The 14563-nt window shown below is 73.7% G+C and carries 16 protein-coding genes; 9 read left to right on the plus strand and 7 right to left on the minus strand.

Annotated features, from left to right (window positions below):
- Positions 1-45 precede the first annotated feature (45 nt).
- The 3 genes from LWC33_RS11610 to LWC33_RS11620 all read left to right on the plus strand — a co-directional run bounded on the left by LWC33_RS11610 (position 46) and on the right by LWC33_RS11620 (position 2222).
- On the plus strand, positions 46-330 hold the full coding sequence (locus tag LWC33_RS11610) for a hypothetical protein (protein ID WP_233304306.1): 285 nt from the start codon (positions 46-48) through the stop codon (positions 328-330).
- A gap of 25 nt (positions 331-355) precedes the next feature.
- The gene (gene phaZ, locus LWC33_RS11615; protein ID WP_233304307.1) at positions 356-1180 is read left to right on the plus strand and encodes a poly(3-hydroxyalkanoate) depolymerase; all 825 of its coding nucleotides are present in this window, start codon (positions 356-358) and stop codon (positions 1178-1180) included.
- A gap of 160 nt (positions 1181-1340) precedes the next feature.
- Positions 1341-2222: a crotonase/enoyl-CoA hydratase family protein gene (locus LWC33_RS11620; RefSeq protein WP_233304308.1), complete on the plus strand. Its 882-nt coding sequence runs from the start codon at positions 1341-1343 to the stop codon at positions 2220-2222.
- Positions 2223-2261: 39 nt separating this feature from the next.
- Here the strand turns inward: LWC33_RS11620 and LWC33_RS11625 are convergent, their stop codons facing one another.
- The 4 genes from LWC33_RS11625 to LWC33_RS11640 all read right to left on the minus strand — a co-directional run bounded on the left by LWC33_RS11625 (position 2262) and on the right by LWC33_RS11640 (position 5603).
- A complete protein-coding gene (locus LWC33_RS11625) occupies positions 2262-2408 on the minus strand; it encodes a DUF1059 domain-containing protein (RefSeq protein WP_232869325.1) in 147 nt (48 codons plus the stop codon).
- Positions 2409-2466: 58 nt separating this feature from the next.
- Complete coding sequence (locus LWC33_RS11630) at positions 2467-3204, minus strand: SDR family oxidoreductase (protein WP_233304309.1); 738 nt, start codon at positions 3202-3204, stop codon at positions 2467-2469.
- 30 nt (positions 3205-3234) lie between these two features.
- Positions 3235-4344, minus strand: a complete 1110-nt coding sequence (gene nicT, locus LWC33_RS11635) for a Nickel transporter NicT (RefSeq protein WP_504937499.1) — start codon at positions 4342-4344, stop codon at positions 3235-3237.
- Positions 4345-4457: 113 nt separating this feature from the next.
- On the minus strand, positions 4458-5603 hold the full coding sequence (locus LWC33_RS11640) for a glycosyltransferase 87 family protein (protein WP_233304310.1): 1146 nt from the start codon (positions 5601-5603) through the stop codon (positions 4458-4460).
- Positions 5604-5687: 84 nt separating this feature from the next.
- Between LWC33_RS11640 and LWC33_RS11645 the strand changes: the two genes are divergently transcribed.
- The 4 genes from LWC33_RS11645 to LWC33_RS11660 all read left to right on the plus strand — a co-directional run bounded on the left by LWC33_RS11645 (position 5688) and on the right by LWC33_RS11660 (position 9058).
- Positions 5688-6050: a hypothetical protein gene (locus tag LWC33_RS11645; protein ID WP_233304311.1), complete on the plus strand. Its 363-nt coding sequence runs from the start codon at positions 5688-5690 to the stop codon at positions 6048-6050.
- 62 nt (positions 6051-6112) lie between these two features.
- Positions 6113-6646 carry a MarR family winged helix-turn-helix transcriptional regulator gene (locus LWC33_RS11650; RefSeq protein ID WP_233304312.1) on the plus strand — a complete coding sequence of 178 codons (534 nt, stop codon included), beginning with the start codon at positions 6113-6115 and terminating at the stop codon, positions 6644-6646.
- 110 nt (positions 6647-6756) lie between these two features.
- A complete protein-coding gene (locus LWC33_RS11655) occupies positions 6757-8076 on the plus strand; it encodes an MFS transporter (protein WP_233304313.1) in 1320 nt (439 codons plus the stop codon).
- Between the two features lie 19 nt (positions 8077-8095).
- Positions 8096-9058, plus strand: coding sequence for an MBL fold metallo-hydrolase (locus tag LWC33_RS11660; RefSeq protein ID WP_233304314.1), 963 nt, complete (start codon positions 8096-8098; stop codon positions 9056-9058).
- Positions 9059-9061: 3 nt separating this feature from the next.
- Here LWC33_RS11660 and LWC33_RS11665 read toward each other — a convergent pair whose 3' ends face one another.
- Positions 9062-10063, minus strand: a complete 1002-nt coding sequence (locus LWC33_RS11665; RefSeq protein ID WP_233304315.1) for a LysR family transcriptional regulator — start codon at positions 10061-10063, stop codon at positions 9062-9064.
- A gap of 211 nt (positions 10064-10274) precedes the next feature.
- On the opposite strand from LWC33_RS11665, the gene LWC33_RS11670 reads away from it, so the two are divergent.
- Entirely contained in the window at positions 10275-11570 is a 1296-nt protein-coding gene (locus LWC33_RS11670; RefSeq protein WP_233304316.1) for a Glu/Leu/Phe/Val dehydrogenase dimerization domain-containing protein, read from the plus strand.
- An 83-nt stretch (positions 11571-11653) separates the two neighbouring features.
- Here the strand turns inward: LWC33_RS11670 and LWC33_RS11675 are convergent, their stop codons facing one another.
- On the minus strand, positions 11654-12157 hold the full coding sequence (locus LWC33_RS11675; protein WP_233304317.1) for an SRPBCC family protein: 504 nt from the start codon (positions 12155-12157) through the stop codon (positions 11654-11656).
- Entirely contained in the window at positions 12154-12648 is a 495-nt protein-coding gene (locus LWC33_RS11680; RefSeq protein WP_233304318.1) for a MarR family winged helix-turn-helix transcriptional regulator, read from the minus strand. Before LWC33_RS11680 ends, LWC33_RS11675 begins: the two co-directional genes overlap by 4 nt.
- A 76-nt stretch (positions 12649-12724) precedes the next feature.
- On the opposite strand from LWC33_RS11680, the gene LWC33_RS11685 reads away from it, so the two are divergent.
- Positions 12725-14542 (plus strand): ABC transporter ATP-binding protein, encoded by a 1818-nt coding sequence (locus tag LWC33_RS11685; protein ID WP_305080858.1) that lies wholly within the window; start codon positions 12725-12727, stop codon positions 14540-14542.
- Positions 14543-14563: the final 21 nt, after the last annotated feature.

Raw genomic sequence — 14563 nt, forward strand, 5'->3', positions numbered from 1 at the left:
AGCCCGTCGGGGATGACCCGGGGCCACGGTGGTGTTGGGACAGGCATGACGATCCTCGCCACCGGGCCGCGCACCCTCGACGACCTGTTCGCCGACTCGCTGCGCGACGCCGAGCGCATGGCTCCCGGCCTGCTCCTGCTCGCGTTCGACGGCTCGGACGAGGTCGAGGCCGACGCCCGCCGCCTCCTCACCACCGACCCCGGTTGCGCGTTCGTGCGGTTCGCCGTGCACCGCGAGGACGGCGAGGTCGTGGTGGAGGTGCGGGCGCCCGAGTCCCGCCCGGACATCCTCGAGGCGCTCGTGGTGAGGGCCATGTCCGCGGGACGCTGAGCCGGAGATCCGCCAGACTGGGCGCATGACCGGCACCCTCGGCGAGGTGTCCACCCGCACCGTCGGAGGGCGCACGCTCCGCGTCGCGATCCGTCGCGGCGACCGCTCCCGGACCCCGTTACTGCTGCTCAACGGCATCGGCGCGCGCCTGGAGATGCTCGAGCCGTTCGTCGAGGCGCTGCCGCGGGAGCTGGAGGTCGTCCGCTTCGACGTCCCCGGCGTGGGCGGGTCGCCCCGGCCCCGGGTCCCGTACCACATGGCGACCTTCGCGCTGACCGTCGGCAAGCTCGTGGGTGCCCTGGGCTACGACAAGGTCGACGTCCTGGGCTACTCGTGGGGCGGCGGGCTCGCCCAGCAGTTCGCGCTCACCCAGCGGGACCAGGTGCGTCGCCTGGTGCTGGTGGCCACGGGGACCGGCTCGTTGATGGTGCCGGCCCGGCCCGCGGTGCTGAGCAAGATGCTCACCCCGCGGCGCTATCGCGATCCCGGCTACGCGGCGCGGGTGGCCGGCGAGATCTACGGCGGCACCATGCGCACGCACCCCGAGCGCGCCGCCCGCATCCTGCAGGCCTCGGGCGACGGCGACCCTTCGGGCTACGAGCGCGGCTACCTCTACCAGCTCCTCGCCGGCGCCGGCTGGACCACGCTGCCCGTGCTGCGGCTGATCGCCGCGCGCACCTTGGTCGTCTCCGGGGACGACGACCCGCTCATCCCGCTGGTCAACGCCCACGTGCTGCACCGGGGCATTCGCGACTCGCAGCTGCACGTCTACCGCGGCGGGCACCTCGCACTGCTCACCGAGTCCCGCGAGCTCGCCCCCGTGATCGACCGGTTCCTCGCCGCCCCCTGATCACGCGAGGTCGTCCGGCCGCCCGCTGGCACCACCGCCACGGGGGTCATCGGGGCAACGCACCCGGCCATTTCCTCTCGCCGGCACCGGGCTCGCCGCGACCGCCGGGAACCCGCCGGGAACCCCTCGACCCCGGCGGCGCGGCAGGCATGATCGGGGCATGACGTACGAGACCCTCGACTACACGGTGCGCGACGGCATCCTCACCCTCACGCTGAACCGGCCGGACAAGCTCAACTCCTTCACCGTGACCATGGCGGACGAGCTGATCGCGGCCTACGACCGGGCGAGCGCCGACGACGAGGTGGGCGCGATCGTCGTGACCGGAGCCGGCAGGGCCTTCTGTGCGGGGATGGACCTGTCGTCCGAGGGCAACGTCTTCGGCCTCGACGAGTCGCAGCAGCCGACGTTGCGCGACCTGGAGGAGCGTTTCGAGGACCCGGAGATCGTGCAGGGCGTCCGCGACACCGGCGGGCAGGTCTCGCTGGCCGTCTACCGCTGCACCAAGCCGGTGATCGCCGCGATCAACGGCGCCGCGGTGGGCATCGGGGCCACGATGACGCTGCCGATGGACGTCCGGCTGGCCTCCGACGACGCCCGGATCGGCTTCGTGTTCGGCCGGCTCGGGATCGTGCCCGAGGCGGCCTCCACCTGGTTCCTGCCCCGGATCGTCGGGATCACCCGGGCCCTGGAGTGGGTCTACTCGGCCGACATCCTCAGCGCGCAGGAGGCGCTCGACGGCGGCCTGCTCCGCTCCGTCGTCCCCGCGGACCAGCTGCTGGACACCGCCTACGCGCTGGCCCGCAAGTTCGTCGACGGGCACTCGCCGGTCGCCACCGCGCTGATGCGGCAGATGATGTACCGCAACAGCGCGGCACCGCACCCGGTCGAGGCGCACCGCGTCGACTCGCTCGCGATGTTCTACACCTCGATCGCCGACGGGAAGGAGGGCGTGCGCGCGTTCCTGGAGAAGCGGCCGGCCGAGTTCACCGGCCGGGCCAGCGCGCTGCCGCCGTTCGCCCCGTGGCAGGCCGACGAGTAGTCCCCGGTCCTGGTCGATCGGGACCCGCTCGGCTGCGGCTCAGTAGGCGATGAACAGGATCTCGTCGCGCGAGTACTCGTGGCCCGGGTGCTTCTCCTTGAGGTGCGCCTGGGTCTTGGCGACCAGGTCGTCCTCGTCGGTGCCCTCGATGTGCTCGCCGCACGGGCAGTTCAGGCGCGTCTTCATCCGGCTCTCCTCTCGCAAGGTGTGCACCGACCCTAATGCGGGAGCACGACGGACGTGATCAGCCCCGGCCGATGAACGGCATGGTCGTGGCCGTGATGGTGAGGAACTGCACGTTCGCGTCGAGCGGGAGGTTCGCCATGTAGCGGACGGCGTCGGCGACGTGGCCGGCGTCGAAGGTCGGCTCCGGCCGCACCGACCCGTCCGCCTGGCGGGCGCCGGTGGCGATGCCGGCGGTCATGTCGGTGGCCGCGTTGCCGATGTCGATCTGCCCGCAGGCGATGCCGTACGGGCGGCCGTCGAGCGAGATCGACCGGGTCAGCCCCGTGATCGCGTGCTTCGTGGCGGTGTATGCGGCGCTGCCCGGACGCGGCACGTGGGCCGAGATCGAGCCGTTGTTGACGATCCGGCCGCCCTGCGGGTCCTGCTCGCGCATCACCGCGAACGCCGCCCGGGCGCAGAGGAACGAGCCGGTGAGGTTGGTGTCGACGGCCGCGCGCCACCCGGCGACCTCGATCTCGTCGGGGGTGCCGGTCGGGCCGAAGGTGCCGGCGTTGTTGACCAGCAGGTCCACCCGGCCCCACGCCCCGACGGCCGCCCGGAACAGGGCCGCGACCGACTCCTCGTCGGCGACGTCGGTGGGCACGGTGAGCGCGTCGGCGAACCCCTCGGCGGTCCCGGCCAGCGGCTCGGCGCGGCGCCCAGCCAGGGCGACCGCCCAGCCGTCCTCCAGGAGGGCGCGGCCGATGACCCGCCCCAGCCCCGACCCTGCTCCGGTCACCATCGCGGTGCGCTGCATGCGGAGGTTCTACCGGAATCGACGCCGGAGTCAGTCCGCCGGTCGGTCGGTGAGGGCCCAGCGCTGCTCGATCCGTCCGAAGCGCCAGACGGCCAGCGCCCCCAGCCAGGTGACGACGAAGAGGGCGACGACGAGGTAGCCCACCACCTCGAGGTCGACCGACGCCAGCGCGGCCAGCGGCCCGGTGGCGACGTCGAGCTTCTCGGCCAGCAGCTGCAGCAGCTCGACGAGCCCGATCACCAGCGCCACGATCACCGACAGCGCGGTGACGGTGAGGTTGTAGAAGACCTTGCGCACCGGGGTGACGAAGGCCCACTGGTAGGCGGCGGACATGAACACGCCGTCGGCGGTGTCGAACAGGCTCATCCCGGCGGCGAACAGCACCGGGATGACCAGGATCGCGTACCAGGGCAGCTGCGCCGCCGCCGCGCCGCCGGCGAGGACGAGCAGGGTGACCTCGGTGGCGGTGTCGAACCCGATGCCGAACACGAACCCGACCACGTACATGTGCCAGGGCCGGCTCACCGCCCGCAGCGTCCGGCCCAGGATCCGGGCCATCAGCCCGCGCGCGGCGAGGTGGCGCTCCAGGGCCTCGTCGTCGAGCGGCTCGGTGCGCATCCGGGCGAAGACCCGTCCGATGCCGATCATCGCCTGCAGGTTGAGCAGGCCGATCAGCACGAGGAACCCGCCCCCGACCAGGGTGCCGACCAGGCCGAGGGTCTCCTTGACCGACGACGAGTCGTCGCCCAGCTCGCCGACCAGCGTGCGGACGCCGAGGGCGAGCAGCAGGGCCATCACGAACACGACCGAGGAGTGGCCCAGCGAGAACCAGAAGCCGACGCCGCGGGCCCGCTTGCCCTCGGTGACCAGCTTGCGGGTGGTGTTGTCGATCGCGGCGATGTGGTCGGCGTCGAAGGCGTGCCGCATGCCGAGCAGGTAGGCGGTGAGCCCGACGCCGAGCCCGAACGTCCCGCCCGAGGCCAGCGCGAGGTGCTGCGGCGCGATCACCGCGGCCATCAGCGTCCAGCCGCCGAGCGTGAGCAGCAGGACCACCGCGGCCATCCCGGCGAGGTGCCGGCGGTCCGTGCGGTCGAAGCGGGTGCGTGCCGGCGCGGCGGGCTGCGCGGGGGGAGCGGTCACGACCGTGATGCTCGCATGCACAGTTCTTCAGATGAAAGACCTTGTGTCCTGTCGTCCGCGGACGGGCCCGCGTTATGGGCCCATGACGCCCGATTTATGGCGCTGAATGACCGTTATGGATCGATAGTGCGGTTCGGGCGCCTCAGCTGGAGGGCGGCCGCGACCAGGAGGACGACGAAGCCCGCCAGGTAGACGTCGGGCTGCAGGGAGATCGCGCCCGTCGCGGGGATCGGGCCGACCGCGGGCCCGGGGAGCTTGGTGATCACGGCGGCGGTCATCACCAGCAGCACCGTGACGCCGAGCCGGGCGTGCCGGACGGTGAGCAGGACGAGCAGTGGGACGCACCAGACGTAGTGGTGCGACCAGGCGAAGGGGGCGACCGCCGCCGAGGCGAGCCCGACGACCGTGAGGGCGAGCAGGTCGTCCCCGCGCCGGTGCGCCCGTACCGCGACGGCCAGCGCGGCGGCGCCCAGTACCACCGCCGGCACCAGGTAGGCCGGCGTGCTCTCGCCGAGGGTGCGGGCGACCAGGCCGCCGACCGAATGGTTGCTGGTCGCCGCCACGTCGGAGATCCGGTTCGCGGCCGCGAAGGTCCCGCGCAGCCAGTACTGCACCGACTCGGCGGGCGCGACGGCGAACCCGAGCCCGGTCGCCGCCACGAACGTCCCGACGGCCACGGCCGCCTCCCGGCGGCGTCCGACGAGCAGCAGGTAGACCACGAAGAGCAGCGGCGTGAGCTTGAGCGCCGCGGCCAGCCCGACCCCGGCGCCCCGCCACCGCGACGGCCGGCCGGTGAGGTCGAGCAGCACCAGCGCGAGCAGCACGACGTTGATCTGGCCCAGGTAGAAGGTCGTCCGTACCGGATCGAGCCAGAGCGCGGCGGCGACCAGTAGGGCGACCGTCCCGGCCGCCGGCGCCGCACCGGTGAGGGCCGCCGACCGTCGGACCACCAGCACGAGCAGCGCCACCCCCAGCGCGGTCCAGAGGATCTTGAGCAGCGGCAGGGGGAGCAGCGCCAGCGGCACGAACAGCACCGCGGCCACCGGCGGGTACACGAACGGCAGGTCGAGCAGGACCCCGCCGACGTACAACGGCTGGTGGTGCAGCACGTGCTCGCCGCCGGCCCGGTACACCTGCAGGTCGATCATGAGCAGGTGTGGGGCGGGCCAGACCGCGAGCACCGCGAGCTGCAGGGCGACCAGCGCGCCTGCACCGACCCAGCAGGCGCGGGCGCGGACCCCGGGGCGGGTGAGCGTCACCGGGAGACCGTAGGGCGACGGACCGGCGCGGCTGTTGGCCGGTCGGAGTGTGACGACGGCCACATCATCTGCCATGCTGGCGCCATGCGTTGCGCGTTCGCCCACACCGCCGAGATCGAGCTCGCCGAGGACGGCGACCGGGCCGCCCCGGGGGCGGCGATCACCGCCGCGCTGTGCGGGAGCTGGGAGCACGAGCCGCCGTGCCCGATCGCCTCGCACCGCACCGCGTCGTCGCGGGCGGGCAGCCGGGTGCGGCTGCGGGTGATCTTCGCCTGCGACGTGGACCTGGAGGACGAGGTCCGCAGCCGGATCGACGCCGCGCTCGCCCGCGGCCTGCTCACCGGGCCGGACGGCAGGGTGTCGCACTGGTCGTTGCGCGACGCCCTGCCCGGCAGCGTCCAGGAGTGCGAGCGCGCCGCCGCCGAGCGCCTGCTCGCCGACGCCTGACACACCGCCTGACACACCGCCTGGCACACCGCCCGGCGTCGGGCCGGCCGTAGGATCCGGCCGTGTCGGTCGACCCCCCGCCCGAGAGCGACTTCCTGTCCCTCGCCGGTTTCGCCCTCGACGAGACCCAGCGCCGGCTGCCGGAGACCGACCGCTCGGCGATGGCCATGGTCCTGCTGCTCACCCGGGTCGCGAGCGGGCTGGTCTACGACCTGGAGTCCACCGTGCACCGGCCGGCGGGCTGGAGCTGGTCGGCCTGGCGGCTGCTCTTCACGATCTGGGTGGCCGGGCCGCAGGAGTCCCGGCGGGCGGCCGAGCTGTCCGGGATGAGCCGCGCCGCCGTCTCTGCGCTGACCAACACGCTGAGCGCCGGCGGCCTGCTCGACCGCACGCCGGGCTCGGCCGACGGGCGGTCGGTGGTCCTGGCGCTCACGGAGAAGGGCACCGCGGCGATCGAGGAGACCTTCCTGCGGCACAACGCCCGCGAGGCCGAATGGGCGCGGCTGCTCGGCCCCGAGGACCTCGCCGCCCTCAACCGGCTGCTCGCCAAGCTCGCGGGGGCCGCGCAGGCGGCGGAGTGGGTCAACCGCCGCTGATCCCGGATCGACCGGCACCCCACCCTGGCCGTCCGGCGCGGGACGGGTTAGCGTTCCGCACGGTCAAGGCTTTGACTGTTTTCCCAGTGCCGGGAACGAGGGGATTTCCGATGACGCAGACCCCGGGAGCGGCCGCCTCCGCGGTCCACCCGCCGTCGAGCCAGCTACGCCGCGTGATCGGCGCGAGCCTCGCCGGTACGACCATCGAGTGGTACGACTTCTTCGTCTACGCCTCGGCCGCCGGCCTGGTGTTCGGCAAGCAGTTCTTCCCGGGCCTCGACGGCACCGCGGCCCTGCTCGCCTCCTTCGCGACGATCGGTGTCAGCTTCATCGCGCGCCCGATCGGCGGCGTGGTGTCCGGGCACCTCGGCGACCGCTTCGGGCGCAAGCCGGTGCTGGTCGGGACGCTGCTGCTGATGGGCCTGTCGACGGTCGGGGTCGGCCTGCTGCCCTCGTACGCGTCGATCGGCGTCGCGGCGCCGATCCTGCTGGTCGCCCTGCGGATGCTGCAGGGCCTCTCGGCCGGCGGGGAGTGGGGTGGCGCGGCGATGATGTCGGTCGAGCACGCCCCGCCCGGTCGGCGCGGCTACTTCGGGGCCTACCCGCAGATCGGCGTGCCGATCGGACTGCTGCTGGCCAACCTGGTCTTCTTCGCGGTGTCGGCCACGACCACGCCCGAGCAGTTCCAGGCCTGGGGCTGGCGGATCCCCTTCCTGCTGTCGATCGTCCTGATCGTCGTCGGGTTCTGGATGCGGTCCCGGGTCGCGGAGAGCCCGGTGTTCGAGGAGCTGCGCGAGCGCCGGTCCGCGCCGCTGGCCGAGGTGCTGCGCGGCAACCGGCGCGAGCTGCTCGTGGCGATCGGGCTGTTCGTCGCGAACAACATGATCGGCTACATCCTGATCGCCTTCATCACCTCCTACGGCACCCGCACGCTCGGCCTCTCCAGCACGACGATGCTGGTGGTCGGCATGGTCGGGGCGGTGGCGTGGGGCGTGTTCACGCTCCTGGCCGGCCGCTGGTCGGACACGTGGGGGCGCCGGCGCACGTACCTGATCGGGATCGTCGCGCTGGCCGCATGGTGTTTCCCGTTCTTCCTGCTCTTCGACACCCGCTCGGTCGGCCTGCTGATCGTCGCGGTCGTGGTGCTGGCCTTCGGCCTCGGGCTGACCTACGGGCAGCAGGCCGCGACCTACGCGGAGATGTTCCCCGCGCCGGTCCGGTACTCCGGCGTCTCGTTCGCCTACGCGTTCGGTGCGATCCTGGGTGGCGGCTTCGCGCCGCTGCTGGCGACCTGGCTCATCGCCGTCACCGGGACCTCGCTGTCGGTCTCGGCCTACATGTTCGTGATGTGCCTGGTCACCCTCGCCGCGGTGCTGGCCCTGCGCGAGGGCACGCCCGCGGAGCGCGAGGCCTTCGTCACCGCGACCTGAGCAGGAGCAGGAGGACAACATGGCCGCCAAGCCCTTCGCCTCGTCGGCGGACCTGGCCGCGAAGGAGCAGAGGCTCGAGGTCCTGGCCGACGGCGTCTACGCGCTCACGGCCGAGGGCGACCCCAACATCGGGGCGGTCGAGGGGGAGGACTTCCTCGTCTGCTTCGAGGCCCTGGCCACGCCCGTCGCCGCGCGGAAGTGGCTGACCCGGTTGCGCGAGCACACTGACAAGCCGATCCGCTACCTCGTGCTCTCGCACTACCACGCCGTCCGGGTGCTGGGGGCCAGCGCGTTCGACGCGAAGATCATCGTGGCGCACGAGAACACCCGCGCCCTCATCGCCGAGCGGGGCAAGGAGGACTGGGAGTCCGAGTTCGCGCGGATGCCGCGGCTGGCCGAGGCCGCGGACTCGGTGCCGGGGCTGACCTGGCCCACGCTGACCTTCGCCGACCGGCTGACCATCGACCTGGGCGGGGACCGGGGTGACCTGGTGCTGCAGTACCACGGCCGGGGGCACACCGAGGGCGACATCACCGGCTGGCTGCCGCGGCAGCGGATCCTGTTCGCCGGCGACCTCGTCGAGGCCGAGGCGGCGCTCTACACCGGCGACGCGTTCCACCGGGACTGGGCGGGGGACACGCTCGACCGCGTCGCGGCGCTGGGTGCCGAGCAGCTCGTCGGCGGGCGCGGCGCCGTCACACAGGGCCGCGCCGCCGTCGACGCGGCGATCGCGCAGACCCGTGGGTTCCTGCAGGTGATGATCCGCGAGGTCGGCGGGGTGCAGCAGCGCGGTGGCACGCTGAAGGAGGCGTTCGAGGCCACCCACGCCGCGCTGGTGGACGACTACGGGCAGTGGCCGATCTTCGAGCACTGCCTGCCCTTCGACGTCTCGCGGCTGTGGGACGAGCTGTCGGGCGTCGAGCGCCCGGTGATCTGGACGGCCGAGCGCGACCAGGAGGTCTGGGCCCAGCTGCAGGGGTGACGGTCAGGGGAGCGGCAGGCGGGGGCCGTGTGCCCCGGACGCGCCTCCGTCGAGCGAGCCCTCCGCCGGAAGGCCGAAGCTCGCCTCCGCGCCGAGCCCCTTCGCGGCGGCCGCCTCCCGCACCGCCGCGATCACCAGGTGCAGCGCGGGCCGGCGGGTGGCCTTGGTGCGGTAGGCGATCGAGACCGTGCGCATGACGGGCTCGGTCAGGGCCACGACGTCGATCGCGTCGTCGGTCCCGGGCGGCCGCTGCACCAGCCCGAGGTCCGAGACGAGGGTGACGCCGAGCCCCGCGGCGACCAGGGCGAGGGCGGTGAACTGCTCCTCGACCTCGTGCAGGGTCGCGGGGTCGAACCCGGCGCGGCGACAGGCGACGCGCACCGCCCGGCCGAAGTGCGACCGCGGGCCGGCGAGGATCCACGGCTGGTCGGCCAGCTCGCCGAGGGTCACGGTCGCGCCCGGGACGGTGCCGGCCGGGACGGCCGCGTAGAGCCGCTCGACGGCCACGACCTCCCGGGTCAGCGCGGGGTCCCAGGACATCGGGTGCCCCGAGTAGTCGAGGACGAACGAGAAGTCGAGGGCGCCGTCGCGGACCGCGCCCGCCGTCTCCTCGGGGGCGAGCTCGCGGGTCCGGACCTGGATGCCGGGGTGCTCGGCGGCGAGCGAGGCCAGCGCGTCGGGCAGCAGGCCGGAGGCGACCGACGCCCAGACCCCGGCGGTCAGCCGCACCGACCGGTCCTGCTGGGCCTCCTCGACGGCGAGCTCGGCGCGCTCGACCGAGGCGAGGATCTCCTCGGCGTGCTCGGCGAGCACCATGCCCAGCTCGGTGAGCTGCACCCGGCGGCCGAGCCGCTCGAAGAGGGTGCCGCCGACGTCGCGTTCCAGTTGGGCGAGCTGCTGCGACACGGCCGAGGCGGTGTAGTGCAGGGCCGCCGCCGCGGCCGTGACGGTGCCCCGCCGGTGCAGCTCCCGGAGCATCCGCAGGCGCGACAGGGAGAGCTCCACGGGGCCCACCGTAGGCGGGCGGTTCCGCTCGTGCAGGAACCGTGAACGCGACCCTCCACGATTCCTTGATGGACGCCGGCCGCGGTGCTCCCCCACAGTGGGGGCACCGGCGGAGCTCGCCGGCCACCCCGGCACGACCCCGACGCCGCCGCCCGCCCGGGCCCGGCGCGGTCCGTCGTGCCCCGATCCGCAGACCGGGAGGTCAGCCGACGTGACCACGATGCAGGAGCCGATCGGGCCGGTGGGGACGCCGATCGAGGTGCCGGCCACGCCGGCGGCCTCGTTCGCCCCCGCTGCCGACCTCGCCGCCGCTCCCGCCCCGCGGGACCGCGAACCCTATCTGCGCGTGACGTGGAACGACCCCGTCACCGGCGCTCGCGGCCATCTCGTCGTCCACACGCTGCGCTCCGGGATCGCCACCGGCGGGACCCGGATGCGCGCCGGCTGCACCCTGTCCGAGGTCGAGGACCTGGCCCGCGGCATGGCCGCGAAGACCGCCGCCTTCGACCTGCCGGTCGGCGGGGCCAAGAGCGGCATCGACTTCGACCCGAAGGATCCCCGCGCGGTCGGGGTGCTGGAGCGCTTCTGCGAGGCCATGCGCCCGTGGATCGACGCCCACTGGGTCACCGCCGAGGACCTCGGCGTGCCGCAGCACCTGATCGACGAGGTGTTCGCGCGGATCGGCCTCGGCCAGTCGTACCACGCGGCCATCTCGCGCTCCGCGGACCCGGCGGCCACCCTCGCGCGGGTCCGTCAGGGCCTCGACGCGCGCGTGCCCGGTGGGCTGCTCGGCGACGTCATCGGTGGCTACGGCGTGGCGCACGCCTGCCTCGGCGCCGCCTCCGCCTTCGGCTGGGCCGTCGAGGGCACCACCGTCGCGATCCAGGGCATCGGCACCATGGGCGGCGGCGCCGCCTGGTACCTGCACGAGGCCGGCATGCGCGTGGTCGCGATGGCCGACGCCGCCGGGACCCTCTACGACCCCTCCGGCCTCGACGTCCCGGCCCTGCTCGCGCTGCGCGACGGCTTCGGCGAGATCGACCGCACCCGGCTGCCCGCCGGCGTCACCCGCCTGCCCCGTGCCGCGGTCGTCGGGCTGCCGGCCGACGTGTTCGTCCCGGCCGCGATCTCCTACGCGATCACCCCGGACAACAGCTACGACGTGGCCGCCAAGGTCGTCGTCGAGGCCGCGAACGCCGCGACCACCCCCGAGGCCGAGGCCATGCTCACCGCCCGCGGCGTGCCCGTGGTGCCGGACTTCGTGGCCAACGCCGGCGCGGCGGCCTGGGCCTGGTGGCTCCTGCTCGGCCGGGTCGGCATGTCCCGCGACGACGCCGTGACCGCCGACGAGTCCTTCGCCCTGCTGCGCACGCAGATGACGGAGAAGGTCCGGCTGCTGCTCGACCGCTGGGTGGCCGAGGGCGTCCCGCCCCGGCTCACCGGGCTCGGCCTGGCCGTGAGCGACCTCGACGACACCACGGCACGGTCCGCGCTCGTCATCCCCTGACGCTCCGGGGCCGACGTCCGGGCCGACGTTCGGAGAAGGTCCGGCGGCCCCCCCGACGACGTGGTCGGGGGCCGAGGGCGCGCTCAGCGGGTGACCCGGCTGCCGGGGACCTCGTCGGCGTCGAGGTGGCGCAGGAGGTTGGTGACGAACCGGTCCCCGGTGCGCTGCAGCGTGACGTTCATCAGCCCGACGACGGCGGGCGAGGCGAGCCGGGAGAGCGGCAGCTCCACGTGCAGGGCCAGCCGGATCGCCAGGTGCGTGCCGCCCTCGACGTCCCGCAACCGGTACCAGCCCTCGGCCCCGGTGAACTCGGACGTGCCCGGCGGCGGCTCGTGCGTGAAGTCGATGCGGGACTCCTCGGGCCCGTCGGTGAACCGCATGCGCTCGGTGAAGGTCGGCTGGATCCCGACCCCCAGCACGGCCAGGCGCATCATGCTCCACCGCCAGCGGTCGCCGTCGGTCTCGATGCTGGTCAGCAGCGGGGTGAGCCGGGGGAGCAGCTCCGGATCGGTGAGCGCGGCCCAGATGGCGGCGCGCCCGGCCTCGACGACGGCCTCCGACTCGGTGGTCGTGGTGAAGCGGTTCACGTCGACGAGGTTCCCGTTCCGGCGGCCGGCTGCACATCACCCCGACCGGACGGGACGGCCCCTGCCTCCTCGGGGCCCGCCGCGCGCAGGGTGCGCAGGATCCGGGCGAGGTCCGCGCGGTCCCGCTCGTCGAGCCCGGCGAACAGGCTCTCCGACTGCGCCTGCCGTGCCGCCCGCACCTCGTGGGCGAGCGCATGGCCCTTCGCGGTCAGCGCGACGAGCGTGGCCCGCCGGTCCGCGGGATCGGGCGTACGCTCGGCGAGACCGCGTTCCTGCAGGTCGTCGACCACCTCGGTGGCCGAGCGCGGGGCGATCCGCAGGTGCTCGGCGAGCGTCGACAGGCGCACCCGGCCGTGCCGGGCCAGCGTGGCGACCGCCCGGAACTGCGACGGCGTGACGTCCCACGGCGCCAGCGCCTCCTTGTTGCGGCCGCGGAGCATGCGCGCGACGGCCCAGAAGGCCTCGGCCAGCGTCTCCTCCCCCTCGCTCACCGGAATACCGTACCAGCGGGTCGTGTTGTTCCCTCATGTTGAGGTAACCTCAGCAATCGAGAGAGGGGACACGCACTTGGATCCGCAGACACAACACGCCCAGGGCCGCCCGGACCGTCCCGGGCGCCCGGGCCGACGCGCCCCGTCGGCCGCCGAGAAGCAGCAGGCCCGTGAGGTCTCGCTGCGCCGGATCGGCCGGCTCTTCACCCCGTACCGCGGGCCGCTCGCCCTGGTCGTGGCGATCATCGTCGCCTCGTCCGTGGTGGGCATGGCCTCGCCCTTCCTGCTCCGCGAGGTGCTCGACGTCGCACTGCCGAACCGCGACGTGCGGCTGCTGGCGTGGCTGGTGGCCGGCATGGTCGGCGTCGCCGCCCTGACCGCCGCCTTCGGCGTGGTCCAGACCTGGATCTCGACCCGGGTCGGCCAGCGGGTCATGCACCGGCTGCGCACGGACGTCTTCGCGCACCTGCAGCGCCAGTCGCTCGGCTTCTTCACCCGTACCCGCACCGGCGAGGTGCAGTCCCGCATCACCAACGACATCGGCGGCATGCAGTCCGTGGTCACGAGCACGGCCACGTCGATCGCCTCGAACCTCACCACGACCGTCGCCACGCTGGTCGCGATGCTCGCCCTGTCCTGGCAGCTCACGCTGATCTCGCTGCTCGTGCTGCCGCCCGCGGTGCTGCTCTCCCGCCGGGTCGCGCGGATGCGCCGCACCATCACCGCGCGCCAGCAGCGCGAGCTCGCCGACCTCAACGTGACGATCGAGGAGGGCCTCTCGATCTCCGGCATCCAGCTGAGCAAGACGCTCGGCGCCGGCCCGGCCCTCGTCGACCGCTTCACCGCCTCCTCGGAGCGGCTGGTCGACCTCGAGCTGCGCAGCCAGCTGGCCGGCCGCTGGCGGATGGCCACGATGAGCATCATCTTCGCCGCGATCCCCGCGGTGATCTACCTGTCCGCCGGGCTGCCGATCACCGCCGGCGCGATGACCGTCGGCACGCTGATCGCCTTCACCAGCCTGCAGGGCAGCCTGTTCCGGCCGCTCACCGGCCTGCTCGACGTCGGCGTCTCGGTGGTCAGCTCGCTGGCGCTGTTCGCCCGGATCTTCGAGTACCTGGACCTCCCGGTCGAGGTCGACGACCCGGCCGAGCCCGTCGCCGTCGACCCGGCGCGGGTGCGTGGGCACGTCCGGTTCGAGAACGTGACCTTCGCCTACCCGGGCAGCGACACCGCGGCCGTCGCGGGCGTGACCGTCGACGTGCCCGCCGGCGCCACCCTCGCCCTGGTGGGGGAGACCGGCTCCGGTAAGTCGACGCTCGCCTCGCTGGTCCCGCGGCTGCGCGACCCCGACGCCGGCCGGATCACGATCGACGGCGTCGACGTCCGGGACCTGCGCCTGGCGGACCTCGCGCGGATCGTCGGTGTGGTGAGCCAGGAGACCTACCTGCTGCACTCCACCGTGCGGGAGAACCTGCGGCACGCCAAACCCGACGCGACGGACGCCGAGATCGAGGCCGCGGCCCGCGCCGCCCAGGTGCACGACCTGATCGCGAGCCTGCCCGAGGGCTACGACACCGTCGTCGGCTCCCGCGGGTACCGCTTCTCCGGCGGCGAGAAGCAGCGGATCGCGATCGCCCGCACGCTGCTGCGCAACCCGAAGGTGCTGGTCCTCGACGAGGCCACCAGCGCGCTGGACACCGAGACCGAGCGCGCGGTGCAGCGCGCCTTCGCTGAGCTCTCGAAGGGCCGCACCACGATCACCATCGCCCACCGGCTCTCCACCGTGCGCGACGCCGACGAGATCGCCGTGCTCGACCACGGCCGCGTCGTCGAGCGGGGGACGCACGACACGCTGGTCGCCGACGACGGCCGCTACGCCGCCCTCGCGGCATGACGGGCGGCGTGGCGGGCGTGA

It is taken from the genome of Pseudonocardia terrae (assembly GCF_021343995.1).
GTDB classification, from domain to species: domain Bacteria; phylum Actinomycetota; class Actinomycetes; order Mycobacteriales; family Pseudonocardiaceae; genus Pseudonocardia; species Pseudonocardia terrae.